Origin of the sequence: Polynucleobacter sp. MWH-Svant-W18, assembly GCF_018687495.1 — a bacterium.
Taxonomy (GTDB): domain Bacteria; phylum Pseudomonadota; class Gammaproteobacteria; order Burkholderiales; family Burkholderiaceae; genus Polynucleobacter.
The window spans coordinates 144,600-163,028 of record NZ_CP061293.1 but is presented as its reverse complement, the minus strand read 5'-3'; the positions used below and the strand labels follow the sequence as shown (position 1 = coordinate 163,028).

The 18,429-nt window shown below is 46.0% G+C and carries 16 protein-coding genes; all 16 read right to left on the bottom strand.

The features are described 5' to 3' along the window. Positions 1-25: 25 nt before the first annotated feature. The 16 genes from ftsZ to coq7 all read right to left on the bottom strand — a co-directional run bounded on the left by ftsZ (position 26) and on the right by coq7 (position 18,422). A complete protein-coding gene (gene ftsZ, locus C2757_RS00905) occupies positions 26-1,366 on the bottom strand; it encodes a cell division protein FtsZ (protein ID WP_215374938.1) in 1,341 nt (446 codons plus the stop codon). 48 nt (positions 1,367-1,414) lie between these two features. Then, the gene (gene ftsA / locus C2757_RS00900; protein ID WP_215374935.1) at positions 1,415-2,644 is read right to left on the bottom strand and encodes a cell division protein FtsA; all 1,230 of its coding nucleotides are present in this window, start codon (positions 2,642-2,644) and stop codon (positions 1,415-1,417) included. 9 nt (positions 2,645-2,653) lie between these two features. Beyond that, entirely contained in the window at positions 2,654-3,511 is an 858-nt protein-coding gene (locus C2757_RS00895) for a cell division protein FtsQ/DivIB (RefSeq protein ID WP_215374932.1), read from the bottom strand. Then, positions 3,508-4,494 carry a D-alanine--D-alanine ligase gene (locus tag C2757_RS00890; RefSeq protein ID WP_215376725.1) on the bottom strand — a complete coding sequence of 329 codons (987 nt, stop codon included), beginning with the start codon at positions 4,492-4,494 and terminating at the stop codon, positions 3,508-3,510. Before C2757_RS00890 ends, C2757_RS00895 begins: the two co-directional genes overlap by 4 nt. A 19-nt stretch (positions 4,495-4,513) precedes the next feature. Then, entirely contained in the window at positions 4,514-5,950 is a 1,437-nt protein-coding gene (gene murC, locus C2757_RS00885; RefSeq protein WP_215374929.1) for a UDP-N-acetylmuramate--L-alanine ligase, read from the bottom strand. Continuing rightward, on the bottom strand, positions 5,947-7,020 hold the full coding sequence (murG, locus tag C2757_RS00880) for an undecaprenyldiphospho-muramoylpentapeptide beta-N-acetylglucosaminyltransferase (protein ID WP_251366758.1): 1,074 nt from the start codon (positions 7,018-7,020) through the stop codon (positions 5,947-5,949). Before murG ends, murC begins: the two co-directional genes overlap by 4 nt. Next, complete coding sequence (gene ftsW, locus C2757_RS00875; protein WP_215374926.1) at positions 7,017-8,288, bottom strand: putative lipid II flippase FtsW; 1,272 nt, start codon at positions 8,286-8,288, stop codon at positions 7,017-7,019. The genes murG and ftsW overlap by 4 nt, the downstream gene beginning before the upstream one ends. Continuing rightward, positions 8,285-9,907 (bottom strand): UDP-N-acetylmuramoyl-L-alanine--D-glutamate ligase, encoded by a 1,623-nt coding sequence (gene murD / locus C2757_RS00870; protein ID WP_215374923.1) that lies wholly within the window; start codon positions 9,905-9,907, stop codon positions 8,285-8,287. Before murD ends, ftsW begins: the two co-directional genes overlap by 4 nt. 13 nt (positions 9,908-9,920) lie before the next feature. After that, positions 9,921-11,090 carry a phospho-N-acetylmuramoyl-pentapeptide-transferase gene (mraY, locus tag C2757_RS00865; protein WP_215374921.1) on the bottom strand — a complete coding sequence of 390 codons (1,170 nt, stop codon included), beginning with the start codon at positions 11,088-11,090 and terminating at the stop codon, positions 9,921-9,923. Further along, entirely contained in the window at positions 11,081-12,529 is a 1,449-nt protein-coding gene (murF, locus tag C2757_RS00860; protein ID WP_215374918.1) for a UDP-N-acetylmuramoyl-tripeptide--D-alanyl-D-alanine ligase, read from the bottom strand. The genes mraY and murF overlap by 10 nt, the downstream gene beginning before the upstream one ends. Beyond that, positions 12,529-14,079, bottom strand: a complete 1,551-nt coding sequence (locus C2757_RS00855) for a UDP-N-acetylmuramoyl-L-alanyl-D-glutamate--2,6-diaminopimelate ligase (RefSeq protein ID WP_215374915.1) — start codon at positions 14,077-14,079, stop codon at positions 12,529-12,531. Before C2757_RS00855 ends, murF begins: the two co-directional genes overlap by 1 nt. Then, positions 14,076-15,848 carry a penicillin-binding protein 2 gene (locus C2757_RS00850; RefSeq protein WP_215374911.1) on the bottom strand — a complete coding sequence of 591 codons (1,773 nt, stop codon included), beginning with the start codon at positions 15,846-15,848 and terminating at the stop codon, positions 14,076-14,078. The genes C2757_RS00855 and C2757_RS00850 overlap by 4 nt, the downstream gene beginning before the upstream one ends. Further along, positions 15,845-16,111, bottom strand: coding sequence for a cell division protein FtsL (ftsL, locus tag C2757_RS00845; RefSeq protein ID WP_215374908.1), 267 nt, complete (start codon positions 16,109-16,111; stop codon positions 15,845-15,847). The genes C2757_RS00850 and ftsL overlap by 4 nt, the downstream gene beginning before the upstream one ends. Further along, positions 16,108-17,058 (bottom strand): 16S rRNA (cytosine(1402)-N(4))-methyltransferase RsmH, encoded by a 951-nt coding sequence (gene rsmH / locus C2757_RS00840; RefSeq protein ID WP_215374905.1) that lies wholly within the window; start codon positions 17,056-17,058, stop codon positions 16,108-16,110. Before rsmH ends, ftsL begins: the two co-directional genes overlap by 4 nt. A gap of 12 nt (positions 17,059-17,070) precedes the next feature. After that, a complete protein-coding gene (mraZ, locus tag C2757_RS00835) occupies positions 17,071-17,499 on the bottom strand; it encodes a division/cell wall cluster transcriptional repressor MraZ (RefSeq protein WP_215376719.1) in 429 nt (142 codons plus the stop codon). Between the two features lie 293 nt (positions 17,500-17,792). Beyond that, entirely contained in the window at positions 17,793-18,422 is a 630-nt protein-coding gene (gene coq7, locus C2757_RS00830) for a 2-polyprenyl-3-methyl-6-methoxy-1,4-benzoquinone monooxygenase (RefSeq protein WP_215374902.1), read from the bottom strand. Positions 18,423-18,429 lie beyond the last annotated feature (7 nt).

Below are 18,429 nucleotides of genomic sequence, written 5' to 3'. Positions count from 1 at the left end.
AATTACCTATTGTATTAAGCTTTACTTAGTCCGCTTGTTTACGTAAAAAAGCGGGGATCTCATAGTAATCAGCCCCTTTATCCAGCATGGTTTTTGCCTGAGGCGAGCTATCAGCACCTAGAGTCGGCGTAGAAGTCGCTTCACGAGAGTTACGAAAGACCCGCGGCAAATCATATTTGCTGTAATCAACGCCAGTGCTTGCAGGTTGGGCTGCCATCGCTAGTGCACTCCCTGAGCCTGTGAGGGCCATGCCTGCACTGGTGTTCAAAGCAGAATCTAAGCCAACCTTGCTCATAGCTGCAGATGGGCTAGCAGGAGCAAAGGTATTCAGATCTGCCATTGTTGGCATTGCATCACTAGTACCAGTTGCTTGTCTCCAAACTACTTCTGGCTGATTTAGTTTGCGTGCTTGTGGATTATTCAAACCGGTTGCTACTACAGTCACGCGCAATGCATCACCCAAGCTTTCGTCATAAACAGTACCAAAGATCACGGTCGCATCGTCTGCCGCATAGCCACGGATGGCAGCCATTACTTCGCGAGTTTCAGACAATTTCAATGAACGGCTAGCAGTGATATTGACTAATACGCCACGGGCACCAGATAAATCAACGCCTTCGAGTAATGGTGAAGCAACTGCAGCTTCAGCAGCTAAGCGTGCACGATCCATGCCAGAAACAGTTGCTGTTCCCATCATCGCCTTACCTTGCTCACCCATTACTGTCTTCACGTCCTCAAAGTCAACGTTGATCAAACCTTGTACATTAATGATTTCTGCAATGCCAGAAACTGCGTTATGCAATACATCATCAGCACAAGCAAAGGCTTTATCAAACTCTGCATCTTCACCCATGACTTCAAAAAGCTTTTCATTGAGAACAACAATCAATGAATCAACATAAGACTCAAGCTCTGCAGCACCATTCTCAGCAACCTTCAAGCGCTTTACACCCTCAAAGTCAAAGGGTTTGCTAATCACGCCTACGGTCAAAATACCCATCTCTTTAGCAACTTGAGCAACGATTGGAGCTGCACCAGTACCTGTACCACCACCCATACCTGCAGTGATAAACACCATATGTGCACCTTGCAATGTATCTGCAATACGTGCGCGCGCTTCTTCAGCGGAAGCTGCACCAATTTCTGGTTTAGCACCAGCACCTAATCCGCTAGAGCCCAGTTGCAAATTCACAGATGCCTCAGAGCGCTGTAAAGCGCCAGCATCGGTGTTCATGCAAATGAACTCTACGCCGTTAACACCGCGACGGATCATGTGCTGGACAGCATTACCACCAGCGCCACCGACTCCAACCACTTTAATAATGGTCTTGCCAGCTATTTCTTGATCTAACATTTCAAATTCCATATACCCTCCTAGGTAAATAACTTACTACATTGACGACGACGAAAAAACTTAAAAATTTCCTGCAAACCATTCCTTCATGCGCGCCATTACTCCTTGTAACGCGCCTGATTGAGAAACACGACGGCCACGCAGTAACTGTGCCTGACCTTCCATCAATAAACCAATGCTGGTGGCATATCGAGGGCTACGTAATACTTCATGTAAGTGGCCCCGGTACTCAGGAGTACCAATGCGCGCAGGCCTTAAGAACACCTGTTCCGCGAGCTCTACCATTCCAGGCATTAATGCAGTACCACCAGTGAGCACAATTCCGGAAGACACCATGTCTTCGTACCCTGAGTCACGCACCACACCTCTCACCAAGGTAAATAACTCTTCGACACGGGGCTCAATCACTGCAGCTAGTGCTTGCTTAGACATTGGACGTGGTTCACGATCACCTACACCCGGCACATCAATCATGGCGGCGGGATCCGCCATTTCTTGGCGAGCAATTCCATGTGCAATCTTTAAATCTTCAGCGTCAATCGTTGGCGTACGCAATGCCATGGCAATGTCATTGGTGATCTGATCACCGGCTATTGGAATCACTGCAGTATGTCGAATGGATCCCTGGCAATAAATTGCGATGTCAGTAGTGCCACCGCCAATATCCACTAAAACAACACCCAATTCTTTTTCATCATCAGTGAGAACGGCTAAGCTGGATGCCAAAGGCTGCAGAATCAAGTCATTTACTTCAAGACCACAGCGGCGCACACATTTCACAATGTTTTGTGCGGCACTGACCGCACCAGTAACGATATGTACCTTCACCTCAAGACGCAGGCCACTCATACCAATGGGTTCACGTACATCTTCTTGGCCATCAATAATGAATTCTTGAACTAGGATGTGCAAAATTTGCTGATCCGTTGGAATATTGATTGCTTTCGCAGTCTCTAGCACGCGCTCTACATCACCAGCACCAACCTCTTTATCGCGAATTGCCACCATACCGCTGGAGTTAAAACTCACAATGTGATTACCTGCAATGCCAGTAAATACCTGGACAATTTGGCGATCGGCCATCACCTCAGCTTCCTCGAGGGCCTTCTGAATCGACTGCACAGTCGCTTCAATATTGACTACGACACCCTTCTTCAATCCTTTAGATGCAGTTTGACCAACCCCAACCACATTAAATTGGCCATCGGGTGCTAACTCTGCAACCAAGGCCACTACCTTGGAGGTTCCAATGTCTAAACCGACCAATAGGTCACGATTATCTTTACTCATTACCATTCCTCATTGCTTGAGCCCTATTTTTTTGCCATCTACGTCATTCTTTTTGATATTTGCAGATGCCAAATGCACTGCAAAACCATTTGCATAACGCAAGTCAACTGCATCGATTCGATTCGCCCATTTCTCTTGAACCTGTGGCCAATATTTGAATAAGCGTGCAACGCGCTCTTCAGTTAAATTCTTATCAGAGCTCTCTTCATCGCGCCCAAACTCTACTTTCATGCCGTTCGACAGCTTCACATGCCATGCGTAACGCTCGGTCAAAGCTAGACTAGTTACTTCAGCGCCCCATGGTTTAAACCAGTTATTGGCCTTTTCATAAAGACTCATCACTTCTTTGCCTGCGTCTTCAGGACCCGCAAAATCCAACAGCTGTGTGTCACCACTGACCTCAGAAACACGGCCTGTAAATAACTCACCATAGGTATTCATTAAGGTGTTGCTGCTCTCACTACCCCAAGTAGCAAAAGGCTTCTGCTCTTCGATATTTACTACTAAGCCGTTAGGCCAAACACGGCGAACGGTTGCATGTCGCACCCATGGCATGCTTTCAAAACCCCGCTTAACATCCTCTAAACGCACGCTAAAGAAGTTACCTTGGGCAGTTTCAAATACCTCACGCTTCACAAGCGCTTTATTAATATGCTTTAAGGTTTGTCCAGCAACTGGCTCAATCTGAACCGTCTTCAAAGCAAAAACTGGTCTTTGACTTAACCAAACCAATATCCCAACCACTAACATCGCAGCAAAACAGCGCATTAAGAATTGACTCAATCGTTGCATCCGGTCTGGATGATTCCAAAGAGGAGAGGCAAGGGTCGCTAAGATTTCACCACTGCGATTTAAGAAAGAGCTCATGCTTTGGCGCCTTCCTTTTGCTGCAGTGTTTGCATTAATAACCATAAGACTAAATCTGCATAGCCAACTCCGGCTGCCTTAGCTGCCATCGGAACTAGTGAGTGAGAGGTCATTCCAGGAGAGGTATTCATCTCCAACAAGTATGGTTTACCGGTTTTTTGATCCAGCATGACATCAGCACGACCCCAAGTACGGCATCCCAAGGCTTTGTATGCAGCCAGAGCTAGTGCTTGAACTTGCGCATTAACTTCTGGAGCAAACCCGGTTGGGCAAAGGTATTGGGTTTCATCCGAAAAATACTTATTATGAAAATCGTAATTGGCTTGTGGCGGAATAATTTTGATCACCGGCAATGCTTCAGCCGTCTCACCTTGACCGACCAATGGGCAAGTTAACTCATCGCCCACAATGCATGTTTCAGCGATGACTTTTTTATCGAGGCCTGCAGCAAGTTGATATGCAGCTGGTAATTCTTCTGCCGACTTGACTTTGGTAAGGCCGAGAGAGGAACCCTCATGGGCTGGCTTCACAATGAGTGGTAAGCCCAATTTTTTAACAACCACACTCCAATCACTGGCTGCAGTAAGCTCCTCAAACTCTGGAGTAGATAAACCGTTGCTCAGCCAAATTTGTTTGGTAGCAATTTTGTCAATGGATAAAGCAGAAGCCAATACACCACTACCAGTGTAAGGAAGGCTTAATAGGTCCAATAAACCCTGGATCGTGCCATCTTCACCATAGCGACCATGAAGAGAAATAAATACTCGATCAAAATTTTCTTTAGCCAACTCTGTAGGGCAACGTAAACCTGGATCAAAAGCATGTGCATCAACGCCTTTGGAGAGCAGGGCCTCTAAGACGCCATTACCTGACATTAAAGAGATCTCACGTTCACCGGAGCGACCGCCTAATAAAACCCCAACTCGGCCAAACTCCGCCACATCCAAGCGAGATAGATCTGACTTCACGCGATCACCCCACATACCGAGACCCATTTCAGACTTAGACACTTTTTGCCTCCACTAAAGAGTGTGGCAAAGCAGAGATAGAACCTGCGCCCATCGTAATTAAGACATCGCCATCCTTCAGGACTTGGCTAAGTTTTTCTGGCATCTCGGCAATACTTGCCGCATAAATAGTTGCAGCAGAATTTAAGGGGTGTTTAGCGTTTTTATCTTCTGTAAGAGCAGCCTTCATCAAACTCTTACCATCTGCCCCAGGAATTTTTGCTTCGCCAGCAGGATATACCTCAGTTAATACCAAAGCATCAAAATTTCTCAAGACTTGGACAAACTCACCGAAGCAATCCCGCGTTCTTGTAAAGCGATGTGGCTGAAATGCTAAGACCAAGCGACGCTCAGGAAAAGCACCCCGTGCAGCTGCTAAAGTTGCCGCCATCTCAACTGGGTGATGACCATAGTCATCAATTAAGGTAAAGCTGCCGCCAGAGCTAAGTGCAATATCGCCATAACGCTGGAAACGTCGGCCAACACCACTAAATTCAGAGAGCGCCTTTGTGATTGCTTCATCACCAACACCAAGCTCAGTAGCAATTCCAATAGCAGCCAGGGCATTACGGACATTATGCAAGCCCGGCAAATTCAGTGTTACCTCGAGAGGGCCTGGCTTATTGCCATGCCTACGAACAGTGCGACGCTCTACGGTAAAGTGCATGCATGTTCCATCAGCACGCACATTGCTCGCCCGAATGTCTGCATCCTCTGAAAGACCATACCGCAAGACTGGCTGAGATACAAACGGAATAATATCTCGCACATTAGCATCATCAATACACAAAACTGCTACACCATAGAAAGGCATACGCTGGATAAATTGCACAAAGGCCTGCTTCAACCTAGCCATATCGTGCTGGTAAGTATCCATATGATCAGCATCGATATTAGTCACCACTTCCATTGCTGGAAAAAGCTGTAAGAAAGAGGCGTCTGATTCATCAGCCTCAACCACAATGAAATCACCGCGCCCTAAGCGCGCATTAGCACCTGCAGAATTGAGCTTACCGCCAATCACAAACGTTGGATCTAAACCACCCTCTGCTAATACGGATGCGACCAAACTCGTTGTTGTAGTTTTACCGTGTGTGCCAGCAATCGCAATGCCTTGCTTCAAGCGCATCAACTCGCCTAACATGACTGCGCGCTGAATCACCGGAATCTTCGCCGCACGCGCTGCCAACACTTCTGGGTTATTACCAGCAACAGCTGTTGAAATCACAACAGCCTCAGCAGTACCAATATTTTTAGGATCGTGCCCAATGTGAATAACAGCACCCAATTCTTCAAGGCGCTTGGTTACCGCGCCCTCAGCTAAATCTGATCCAGACACTTGATAACCGAGGTTCAAGAGTACTTCTGCAATGCCACTCATACCGGCACCACCAATACCAATGAAATGGATTTGCTGAACAATATGTTTCATACGCCCACCCCCGCACAATCTGCACAAACCTCAGCCACTCGTTGAGTTGCGTTTGGCTTAGCTAAAGCGTGTGCCCGCAAAGCCATTTCTTTTAAATCTTCACGGTTCAAGTTTTGCAGCATGAGTGCTAAATCTTGTGAATTCAGATTTTTCTGGGGCAACAATATTGCAGCGTTTGCATCAGCCAAAAACTTTGCATTTGCTGTTTGATGATCGTCAATTGCAAATGGAAATGGAATAAAACATGCAGCAACCCCACATGCGGCAACCTCGGCTACCGTCATGGCGCCAGCACGACAAATCACCAGATCTGCCTGTGCGTAAGCGGTTGGCATATCTTCAATAAATGGACGTATATCTGCTGTCACACCCATATCTGCGTAGTGCTTTTGTAAATCCGCAAGGTGTTTGTCGCCAGCTTGGTGAATAACCAAAGGACGTGCGTCTTTTGAGATTAGCGCCAAGGCTGCAGGGATCGTTTCATTCAGTACTGCTGCCCCTAAACTGCCTCCAACCACCAAAATAGATAGAGGGCCTTGACGTTGATCGTAGCGGGCAGCCGTTGGAGCGACATGTTCAAATTCTTCGCGGATCGGATTGCCCACCCACTCTGCACCATTCATCGTATTTGGGAATCCCGTTAAGGTCCGCATTGCTATTTTGGCAAGCGCACGATTAGCGCTACCAGCAACAGAATTTGACTCATGCAGCACGAGAGGGCGCTTTAATAACTTACTTACTAAACCGCCTGGAAAGGTAATGTAACCACCCATACCTAATACAACCGAGGGTTTAATGCGACGCATAATTTTCCAACTCTGGAAGCAAGCGCGCATTAAGTTGATTGGTAGCATTAACTTAGGCTTTAGTCCTTTGCCGCGCAATCCTCCAAACTCAATGGCTTCAAATGGAAAATCGCAAGACTTCACTAGGCGGTATTCCATACCGCTTTGATTTCCTAGCCACGACACGTTCCAACCGCAGACCCGTAAATATTCAGCGACAGCCAGGCCTGGGAATATATGCCCACCAGTACCACCTGCCATCACCAAAATTGAGGGTCTTGTCACAGCTTCCCTCCACGCATCAAAACGCGATTTTCATAATCAATGCGCAACAGCATTGCAATTGCTACTGCATTCATCAAAATACCTGAGCCACCGTAACTGACTAAGGGCAAAGTCAAACCTTTAGTTGGAAGTAAACCCAAGTTCACACCCATATTAATAAAGGCCTGCCAACCGATCCAAATCGCCACACCCTTTGCAGCCAGTCCAGCAAAGCTACGATCCAACTGCAAAGCAGTTCGGCCAATTAAGAAGGCACGACGAACCACCCAATAGAACAAGAAAATCATGACGAGCACGCCAACAAACCCAAGCTCTTCACCAATCACCGCCATAATGAAGTCGGTATGAGCCTCAGGTAAGTAATGCAATTTCTCAACACTGCCTCCAAGCCCCAAACCAAACCATTCCCCGCGACCAAATGCCATCAAGGAGTGAGTTAACTGATAGCCCTTATTGGCTGCGTTATCAACTTGCCAAGGATCCACAAATGCCATGATCCTTTTTTGCCTAAATGGTGATAGTGCGATGATGGTGACAGCACTGGCAATTCCAACCGCTACTAGGCCCCCAAATAATTTGGCATTGATACCGCCCAAAAATAGAATGCCAAAAGCGATGATGGCAATCACGATGAAAGCACCCATATCAGGCTCTTTCATCAAAAGGCCACCCACTAAAGCAACTGCAATACCCATAGGCAACATTCCCTTAGAGAAGGAATGTAAATATTCTTGACGACGCACTGTATAGCTAGCAGCAAAAATGACTGCTGCAAATTTCATTAACTCCGAAGGTTGGAAGTTCATTAATCCCAATGGAATCCAACGTCTAGCGCCGTTGACGCCCTTACCAATGCCTGGAATAAGTACGGCGATTAGCAGTAGCACTGTGATGCCAAAAATCACTGGTGAATATCGATCCCACACTTTGGTTGGAATCTTAAATACCCAGATGCCAACTCCAATTGCAATCACTAAAGAGATTACGTGACGAATGAGGAAAAAGTTGCTGCTGTAATTGGCATACTTAGGGCCGTCAGCCAATGTAATTGAGGCTGAATAGACCATGACTAAGCCAATTAAGGCCAGGGAGAGAACGGCCCAAACCAACAACTGGTCATACTCCATCATGCGTGAGCGAGTTTGCTCTACACCAGACACTGCATCTCTTAAGCCGGTGCGGAAGTTATCAATTCCACCTCTAGAAAAATTCCAGAAGCGATCTAGGCTCAAACGATTTTCTGGAAAGAATTTTTCTTTTAAATTCATGCCTGAACTCCTTCGAAACGCATTCCCAACTCTTCGACTTCTGCAGCAAAGACCTGTGCACGAGCAACATAATCTTTAAATTGATCCAAACTTGCACATGCAGGTGACAGTAAAACGAGATCACCAGACTGAGCTTGTTGTGCAGCAGCTTTTACAGCAGCCTCTAAGTTGCCACTTAATGTGCAAGGAATGTCGCCACCTAAAGATTCGCCAATGGTAGGGCCATCTTTTCCAATCAGGAAAACGCCTTTTACGAAACGTAAGGCTGGCTCACGCAATGGGCTGAAATCTTGCCCCTTACCATCACCACCAGCAATTAACCAAATTCGTTTACCAGACTCGTTACTACCCAAACCGTTTAAGGCCGCAACAGTGGCGCCGACATTTGTACCCTTACTATCATCCACATATTCAACGTCGTTCACAATCGCAATACTTTGAACACGATGTGGTTCGCCATGGTAGTCACGAAGACCATGCAACAACACACTCATTGGCAAATTAGCAGCTCGGGCTAAAGCAAGTGCAGCCAGGGCATTTAATGCGTTATGACGACCCCGAATACGTAATGCATCAGCAGGGATTAAACGCTTTAAGCGCAATGGCTCATCTTCTGTAATCTCAGCAGACTTCCGACGGCGCTTTGGTTTAGGCTCAAGATCTTCATCTATCTCAGCCCATACCAACCAATCAATACCGCCCGCGCGCAAGTCATGCTCAATACCAAAAGCACCTTGTTCATCTGGGCGATTAGATCCAAAAGTCACGATCGATTTTTCTGCCCTTTGCTCATCCGAAAGCAAATTCATCACTAGAGAATCATCGCGGTTCAAAATGCAAACGGTGTCGGCACCAAATATCTTGGCTTTTGCATCTGCATATGAGGACATATCACCATGCCAATCTAAGTGATCTTGCGATAGATTTAAAACAGTGGCAGCAGTAGGATTTAGGGTGTTGGTATAGACCAGCTGGAAGCTAGATAACTCGAGCACCCAAATATCTGGCATATCCTCAATCTGATCTGCTCCATTTAAACAATCCATCAACTTATCAAGAGCGGCAGGACTGATATTCCCAGCTACTGCAACCTTCTTACCAGCGCGCTCACAGAGTTGACCAGTTAATGCGGTAGTCGTCGTTTTGCCATTGGTACCTGTAACTGCTAAGACTGAACTGGAATAAGTTGACTCCATTAATTGCGCCATGCGATCCAAACTCGCCATAGCGCGAGCAAAAAATTCAATCTCGCTCCAAACATCGATTCTGGCTTTTCTAGCTTTGATCAAAAAGGATTGGATTGGCTCTTGAATCGGTGATAAGCCAGGACTAATACCAATCACGTCAATATCTACCAGCAACTCATCAGTGAATGCTCCAAACTGAATATCTTTCAGACCTGCAATCTTTAATTCATCTAACCAAGCATTCTGACGCTCGGTCAAATTTGTTGGTTCGCGTGTATCTGCCAGCCGTACTGCAGCGCCATTGCGCAAACACCACTTCGCCATGGCAACACCTGATTCACCTAAACCTAAAATCAAAAAGCGATGAGGTGCCTGATAAGCTGAATCAGATATTAAGGCTGGGTTAGCGAAAGTATTTTCTATATTCAACATATTGACTTGTGGCTCACCGTAATTTCAAGCTAGATAAACCAATTAATACTAAGAGAATGGTGATAATCCAGAAGCGCACTACCACTTGAGTTTCTTTCCAACCACCCAATTCAAAATGATGGTGCAAGGGTGCCATACGGAAAATACGCCGTCCCTCGCCACAATATTTTTTAGTCAACTTAAACCAAACCACTTGCAACATTACTGAAACGGTTTCTGCAACAAAGATTCCGCCCATTACAAAAAGTACGATCTCTTGACGAACAATGACTGCAATTGTTCCGAGTGCGCCGCCCAGGGCCAGCGCTCCAACATCACCCATAAATACTTGCGCAGGATGCGTGTTGTACCAGAGGAAAGCCAAACCAGCACCGCCCATCGCGCCACAAAAGATCAGCAACTCTCCAGCGCCTGGGATGTATGGAAATAGTAAATATTTAGCGTAAATGGCATTACCCATCACATAGGCAAATGCACCCAGTGCTGCACCGACCAAAATGACCGGCATGATGACTAGGCCGTCTAGTCCATCAGTGAGGTTAACGGCATTACTACTACCCACCATCACCAAGTAGCTCAAAATGATGAAGCCCATCATTCCCAATGGATAGCTCACTTCTTTCATGAAAGGGATTAGCAAATTAGTTTTTGCTGGAAGGTCTAGTGCAAAACCGCTTTGGAGCCATTCATAAAACAATTGCAATACTTTGAGGTTATTTGCCTCAGAAACTGAGAACGCCAAATAAATTGCTGCAAATAAACCAATCAAGGTCTGCCAAAAGAACTTTTCTCTTGAGGCCATACCATTGGGATCTTTGCGCACAACCTTACGATAATCATCAACCCAACCAATTGCTCCAAATCCAAAAGTAACAATCATCACAATCCAGATAAAACGATTGCTTAAATCAGCCCACAACATGCAAGAAACAAAAATACCAATCAGGATCAATACACCACCCATGGTTGGAGTACCGGATTTCACTAAATGTGTTTGTGGTCCATCGGTACGGACTGCCTGACCCATCTTTAAAGCGCTTAATTTACGAATGACCCACGGACCAGCAGCCAAACCAATCAACAAAGCAGTAACGGTTGCCATCACTGCTCTAAAGGTGATGTAGTTAAAGACTCGCAAAAAGCCGTAGTCGTCTTGGAGCCATTGCGCCAAAATTAAGAGCATGTTTTAGCCTCCTCTAATAAGGCTTGCACTACACGCTCCATGCGCATAAAACGGGAACCTTTAACCAATATATGAATATGTGAATTGCTCGAATTTGACTTGGCTTGAAGGGCGCCCCTCAATTGCGCAATCAAGCTATCCACATCTGAGAAATGTTGGGCACTCTTCTCAAATTGACTGTTTTTCTTGGCCTCGTCAAATCCTTTGATAGCAAATTGACATTGCTCACCCAAGGCAAATAACTGAGCAATGCCCTGCTCAGCAGCATAGGCACCAACCTCACGATGAAACTCAGGTCCTTGATTGCCTACCTCACCCATATCACCCAAAATTAACCAAGCTATATGTCCGGACTGCTTTAAAGCATCAATCGCTGCTCTCACTGAATCTGGATTAGCGTTATAGCTATCATCAATTAGGGTGTAATGCGAATCAATTTTCTTGGTCTGCATGCGCCCGCTCACTGGAACAAACGCTTCGAGACCTTCTTTAATTTTTTCAAGGCTGATGCCTGCTGCTATTGCTACTGCGCTTGCAGCCAAAGCATTGCGGACATTGTGGCTACCGAGTGTATTTAATTGAACTTCAATAGAGCCTAGTTCAGTTTCCACTTGGACATGGCCGTTATTCAAGAGCATTCCCTTAACACCGGCTTGAGTCTTTGTATTGCCAGACTGTAAAACGAAATCAATGACTTTGCGACCCGCCGCAGCCGCTTGCCAAACTGGAGTGAACTCCGAATCTGCGGGAAAGACTGCAACGCCGTCTTTTGGCAAGGCCTTTATGGCATCAGAATGCTCTTGTGCTACTGCCGCCACTGTTGCCATGAACTCTTGATGTTCACGCTGCGCATTATTAATTAATGCAATATTGGCCTGAGCAATCGCTGCTAATTGGGCAGTCTCACCCGGATGGTTCATACCTAACTCAACCACAGCAAGGCGATCTGTTGATCTGAGTTTGAGTAAGGTTAAAGGAAGCCCAATCTCATTATTGAGGTTACTTTTGGTAACTAAAGTGTGCCCTTCTCCTACCGCAGCTTTAAAAATAGCGGCAATCATTTCTTTAACCGTAGTCTTACCATTGCTACCAGTAACGACTGCCAATGGGATCGGGTGAGCTTTTCGCCATTCTTTCGCCAATTCGCCTAAGCCAAAGCGGGTATCAGCAACACAAACTGCGGAAAGATTTGTAGGACATTTTTCGGTATTGCTAATTAATGCACCAGCTGCGCCAGCCTGCGCAACATCGCTTAAAAAATCATGCGCATCAAAGCGCTCGCCAGATAAAGCCACAAATAACTCTGCGGATTCAATTTGGCGGCTATCGGTACCAACACGAGAGATATTTAATGCTTGCGCATCTTCCTCAGAAATATTGAGCAACTTGCTACCAGGCAACATTGCATGTACTTGAGCTAATGTGGTCATACTCGACATCACACCAATCCCCCAGCCGCTAGACGAATATGCTCTTGATCAGAAAAGTCAAATTTCTTACCGTGAATTTCTTGAGTAGTTTCATGACCCTTGCCAGCTACTAAAACGACATCTTTAGAAGAGGCATTGCGTACCGCGGCCATGATCGCAGCTGCCCGATCCTCAACCATTTGTACATTCTCGGCAGCAGCAGCAATACCAGAGCGAATCATTTCCATAATTGCCTGAGGCTCTTCAGAGCGTGGGTTATCGCTGGTAATCACAATGTAATCTGCGGTTTGATAAGCTACAGCACCCATTTGTGGGCGTTTACCAAGATCACGATCGCCACCACAACCAAATACACACCAAATTTTTCCACCGCGCTGCTCAGCGATTGGTCTTAATGCTTTTAATGTCTTTTCGAGCGCATCTGGTGTGTGGGCATAATCTACGACTACCATTAAGCCCTCAGACTTTTGCTGTTTACCCAATTCAATCAGCTCCATACGGCCTGGAACAGGACGCAATTGGGAAATTCTTTTGCCAGCCTCTTCGCAAGTCAAACCTTGACTGAGTAATACAGTCCAAACTGCCAGTACATTGCTTACATTAAATTCACCCAACAATGGAAGATGCAGTACGCTTTGACCAAGGTTTTCACATACAAATACAACATCGTAGCCAGCACCATTCAAGATGATGTCTTTTGCATACACTCGCTGCAAACGATCGCCAAACTTTTCAAAGCCTTCAAGTGCTTTTTGACTTAAGGCATAAGCCCAAACTTTTGTCTCAGCTTTAGCCAAAAGTTTCATAGCCAATTCACGGCCAAATGAATCATCAAAATTGAGTACTGCATGCTCTAAATTGGATTGCTGAAATAGTTTGGCTTTAGCTTGTGCATAATCAGCCATACTGCCGTGGTAATCCAGATGATCTTGTGTCAAATTGGTAAACACAGCGCAATTGAATTGGGTTCCAGATACTCGACCTTGATCCAGTGCATGCGATGAAACTTCCATCGCCACCTGTTTGGCTCCAGCATCTAATAATTCTTTTAATTGAGTTTGTAACTTGGGAGCATCGGGTGTGGTGTAGCCAGTTTGAACTAACGCACCTGGGAAGCCGGTCCCCAAAGTCCCCAAGACTGCCGTACGGTGATTAGCCCCATCCAGTGCTTGGGCTAGCCATTGGGTAATGCTCGTTTTCCCATTAGTACCTGTGACCCCAATCACTTTTAATTGCTGACTTGGATGCCCATACCACTGCGCACAAATTTCACCCGCTTTAGCTGCAAGATTTTCAACCGGAATACATTGGGGATGCTCTGCATACTGCTCAGCAAAATCCAGGGGATCAAATACAACTGCTGCTGCACCAGCATTTAATGCCGCTTCAATAAATTGACGGCTATCCCGTAATACAGACCCATGACCAACTGGGTAAGCAAAAAAGATATCGCCAGATTGAATCTGGCGACTATCTGCACTCACTGTTACAGAGCTCTTCGCTAGTTCATGCAAACGATCAATTAAGAGACTGGGCTCAATATTCACTACTGCCCTCATCTTTTCAAAGCCACATGCTGTGTCTGCACATTCGCAGTACGAATTTCTGCAGGACTCTTATCCTCCAGAACCATCTGTTTCACTTTGTTGTCTGGCAACACATTCAATGTACGCAGTGTTTCACCAACAATCGTTGAAAAAACCGGTGCAGCGACATCGCCACCATAGTGACTTCCACCAGTGGGTTCATCAATCATGACTGCAACCACGATACGTGGCGCACTAATCGGTGCTAGTCCAGCAAAATAAGCGCGGTACGAGTTTCCATATCCCTTACCTACTAACTTATGAGCAGTACCTGTTTTACCGCCAACACGATATCCCTCAGTCTGCGCTTTCACGGCTGTGCCGCCAGGCTCGGTTACGGCCTCCATCATGCCGCGCATTTCAATAGCAGTTTTTGCTGAAAGCACTCGAGTGCCTGGCTTAAATTCAGGGCTACGCTCAATCGTGAGGGGTACCAATTCGCCATCACGCGCAAACACTGTGTAAGCACGAGCCACCTGAAACAGCGATGCCGAAATACCATATCCAAATGCGATACGGGCCTGGTCAGTAGGCATCCACTTCTTAAATGGATGGACAGTTCCTGCAACTGCTCCAGGGAAACCAATTTTTGGAGCCTGCCCCAAACCTACAGCAGTATAAAAATCCCACATCTCTTCTGGTGAGAGATTATTCATTGCAATCTTTGCGGTACCAATATTGCTTGATTTTTGAATGATCTGAGCAACCGTGAGATTTCCATATGGATGTGTATCAGTAATCGGTTTTGGACCAACCAGATATTTCGCACCAATCACCATATTGGTATTGGGTGCAACGGCACCTTTTTCTAAGGCAATTGCAACAGTTAATGGTTTCATTGTTGAGCCAGGCTCAAACGTATCAGTCATCACACGATTACGGAGTTGCTCACCACTCAGATTTCTGCGATCGTTTGGGTTGTAGCTTGGGTAATTTGCTAAAGCCAAAATTTCGCCAGTCTGAGTATCCAAGACCACTGCGCCGCCCGCTTTAGCATGATGCTCAATCACAGCATCTTTTACCGCGTTATAGGCAAGATATTGAATCTTGCTATCAATCGACAGTTGTAAGTCTTTGCCGTTTTGCGGCAATTGCTCAATTGCTAGATCTTCCACAACACGACCTAAACGATCAATGACTACCCGTCTTTGCCCAGGGTGTGCAGCAAGTTCTTTCTCCCTGGAAAGCTCCATTCCCTCCTGGCCACGATCTTCCACATTGGTAAAGCCCACCACATGCGCCATCGCCTCGCCTTCTGGATAGAAACGACGATATTCATTATTTAGACCAATGCCAGGTATTTCAAGCTGCTTAATTTGTTGAGCAATAGCTGGTTCAACCTGACGCTTTAGGAAAATCTGCTTGCGTTCTTCTTTGAGTTTCCTGCGCAATTCTGCTTCACTCATTTGCAATAAGCTCGCAAGCTTTTGAACTTTATCTGCTGCTAAATCATCGGGAACTGTATCGTTGTATGCAATCACAGACTTTGCCTCAAGACTGGTAGCAATGACTTGACCATTGCGATCCAAAATCTTGCCACGACTGGCAGGCAACTCTAACTCTCGTTGTGTGCCACGTACACCCTTGGCTTCATAAAACGCATTTCCCGGACCTTGAATCCAAAATGCACGCAGCAATAGCAACATGAATACAAAGAACAAGAGAAATAGCATCAAGCGTGACCGCCACATTGGCAGGCGCAGCACTAAATTTGGAGTAGTAGAAAAACCAACCGGCCTCATTTAGCCTCCTTCAAATACAGAGTACGCTCAGGAGAAATTGGGGACATATGCAATTGATTGCGTGCTACATCACGAATCCGTGCAGATTTAGATAGGTTGCGCTGTTCGTATTCCAAACGCAATCCTTCTTGCTTCAAAGCGCGCTCTTCAATTTGAGCCCGCTCTTGTGCGATGAAAAGTTTTCGAGCTCGTTGCTGTGCTGCCACCAAAGAGAGTGCACAAATTAAAAGTAAAGCGAGCAAGGTTAGAGTTGCACGATTCATGCAAATGCTCCGATACGCTTTTCTGCTACTCGCATAATTGCGGAGCGTGCACGCGGATTTTCTAAAATCTCAATGTCGCTGGGCTTTACCCTAGCAATAATTTCTAAGGCACTTTGTGGCAAATCTCTATCGCGCACTGGAAGGCCACGTGGCACTTCCACTTTGGCGTTGGATTGCAAGAATTGTTTAACAATGCGATCTTCTAAGGAGTGAAAACTAATGACAGCTAGTCTCGCTCCTGGCTTTAATAAACGCAGAGCAGCCTTTAGGCCTAATTCCAAATCTTCCAATTCGCGATTAATAAAAATCCGTAAGGCTTGGAAAGTTCTGGTTGCAGGATCTTGACCAACTTCGCGTGTGCGAACCACGCTAGCTACTAGTGCAGCCAATTCAGTGGTTGTTTTTGGTGACAATCCCTCTTCTTGCTTAGCCACAATAGCTTTAGCAATCTGAAATGCAAAACGCTCTTCGCCGTAAGTCTTAATCACGTAAGTGATCTCCTCGAGCGATGCCTGCTCTAACCACTCTGCCACTGTTAAGCCCTGCTCTGTATTCATCCGCATATCGAGAGGTCCTGCGCGACGAAATGAAAACCCACGGTGCGCTTCGTCCACCTGCGGAGAACTGATTCCGAGATCTAACAAAATTCCATCGACCGATTCTGCTTGGGCATATTGATCCATCCGTGCGAAGCTGTCGTGCACGATCGTTAAACGTGGATCTTGGATTGTCTGTGCAACTGCGATCGCATCTAAATCCTTGTCGAAAGAAATCATGCGCGCGGTTGGAGGAAGCTGCTTGAGCAATGCCTGGGTATGACCACCCCGCCCAAATGTTCCATCGATCACTACAATATTTTCTGATGCGTTTTGATTCTGAATGAGCGGACCACTGATTAGCGCCGTCACCGCCTCGGCCAGTAACACTGGGCGATGAGTTATGTTCATAGCACCCTGTCATCAAAAATTAAATTGCTTGAGTGCTTCAGGCATACCTAGTGCAATTGCAGCCTGTTCTTTTGCAGCGTAAGTTGCTGCGTCCCACAATTCCAAATGACTACCCATACCAAGCAAGATCACTTCTTTTTCTAGTCCTGCAGCTGCACGCAACTCTGGACCTACTAATACGCGACCTGCACTATCAAGATCCATTTCAGCTGCATTACCGAGAAAAATTCTGCGCCACCAATGGGCATCCATCGGAAGTTGCGCAACCCTTGCTCTAAAGGTTTCCCACTCCGGCCTTGGAAAAAGCAAAAGGCAGCCATCAGGGTGTTTTGTCAGCGTGATTCGACCCTCGCCTTGAACCAACAAGGCGTCACGATGCTTGGCGGGAATAGACATCCTGCCTTTTGCATCCAAATTGAGAGCTGACGCACCTTGAAACACCATTTACCCCACTTTTTCACACTTCCTCCCACTTTAGAGGATCACGCTAGGGGGGTCAAGTGTTTTTGGGGATTTTTTTGAGAATTTCTCTAGTGTTTACAAACACTTAGCGTCATGTCCTGAGAAAATACTGATAATAAAATAGCTACTTGAAACAATGGCTTGGAAAATATACTTAAGAATAGGTCTTAGCTATAAGGCCAGATAATGCCTAAATATACTGTATTTAAAAACAGTATTCTAAAAAATGACTTTAAAAAAATAATCGTTAAATGAAATTGCTTTGATTGATTTTAAATTTTGTAAGCAGTTGTCGTCATGAGTTTTGACATCGCTTGCATAATTTTCTGAATTGGCTCTGGCAAGCTAACACCGCCTGCATGCAAAGCTGCTTGTCCATGTGCAATTTCATCCATGCGCATTTGATCAACAATAGCGCGTGAACGTTGATCTGTTTCGGGCAACTTTTGGAGATGACTTTCTAAATGATTCTCGACTTGCTTTTCAGTTTCTGCAACAAAACCTAAACTCCATTGATCGCCCGCTAAGCCAGCCACCAAGCCGATTGCAAAGGATCCGGCATACCAAAAAGGATTGAGATAACTCGTGTGCGAACCTAACTCTTTAAGACGTGTTTCACACCAAGCCAAGTGATCCATTTCTTCTTGACCAGAGTGATCTAGCATCTGTTGAATTTGCGAATTTCTGGCAACTAATTTTTGTGATTGATAGAGTGCTTGAGCACAGACCTCACCAACGTGATTCACGCGCATCAAGCCGGCAGCATGCTTTCGCTCAGCAGCATCAAGAGCTGTCGTTACTCCCACTTCTGAGCCAGGCGTTGGCCGCCCCGCATTCGCCCCGCCCACAACCGAGCGCAGCGCAGTGTCAAATTCAATAATGAAACGGTCGATGAGGGCCATAAACCGA

Bases quoted from the DNA above. Each gene is read 5' to 3' on its own strand.
- ftsZ (WP_215374938.1), bottom strand. From the start codon at position 1,366: ATGGAATTTGAAATGTTAGATCAAGAAATAGCTGGCAAGACCATTATT.
- ftsA (WP_215374935.1), bottom strand. From the start codon at position 2,644: ATGAGTAAAGATAATCGTGACCTATTGGTCGGTTTAGACATTGGAACC.
- C2757_RS00895 (WP_215374932.1), bottom strand. From the start codon at position 3,511: ATGAGCTCTTTCTTAAATCGCAGTGGTGAAATCTTAGCGACCCTTGCC.
- C2757_RS00890 (WP_215376725.1), bottom strand. From the start codon at position 4,494: ATGTGGGGTGATCGCGTGAAGTCAGATCTATCTCGCTTGGATGTGGCG.
- murC (WP_215374929.1), bottom strand. From the start codon at position 5,950: ATGAAACATATTGTTCAGCAAATCCATTTCATTGGTATTGGTGGTGCC.
- ftsW (WP_215374926.1), bottom strand. From the start codon at position 8,288: ATGAATTTAAAAGAAAAATTCTTTCCAGAAAATCGTTTGAGCCTAGAT.
- murD (WP_215374923.1), bottom strand. From the start codon at position 9,907: ATGTTGAATATAGAAAATACTTTCGCTAACCCAGCCTTAATATCTGAT.
- mraY (WP_215374921.1), bottom strand. From the start codon at position 11,090: ATGCTCTTAATTTTGGCGCAATGGCTCCAAGACGACTACGGCTTTTTG.
- murF (WP_215374918.1), bottom strand. From the start codon at position 12,529: ATGTCGAGTATGACCACATTAGCTCAAGTACATGCAATGTTGCCTGGT.
- C2757_RS00855 (WP_215374915.1), bottom strand. From the start codon at position 14,079: ATGAGGGCAGTAGTGAATATTGAGCCCAGTCTCTTAATTGATCGTTTG.
- C2757_RS00850 (WP_215374911.1), bottom strand. From the start codon at position 15,848: ATGAGGCCGGTTGGTTTTTCTACTACTCCAAATTTAGTGCTGCGCCTG.
- ftsL (WP_215374908.1), bottom strand. From the start codon at position 16,111: ATGAATCGTGCAACTCTAACCTTGCTCGCTTTACTTTTAATTTGTGCA.
- rsmH (WP_215374905.1), bottom strand. From the start codon at position 17,058: ATGAACATAACTCATCGCCCAGTGTTACTGGCCGAGGCGGTGACGGCG.
- coq7 (WP_215374902.1), bottom strand. From the start codon at position 18,422: ATGGCCCTCATCGACCGTTTCATTATTGAATTTGACACTGCGCTGCGC.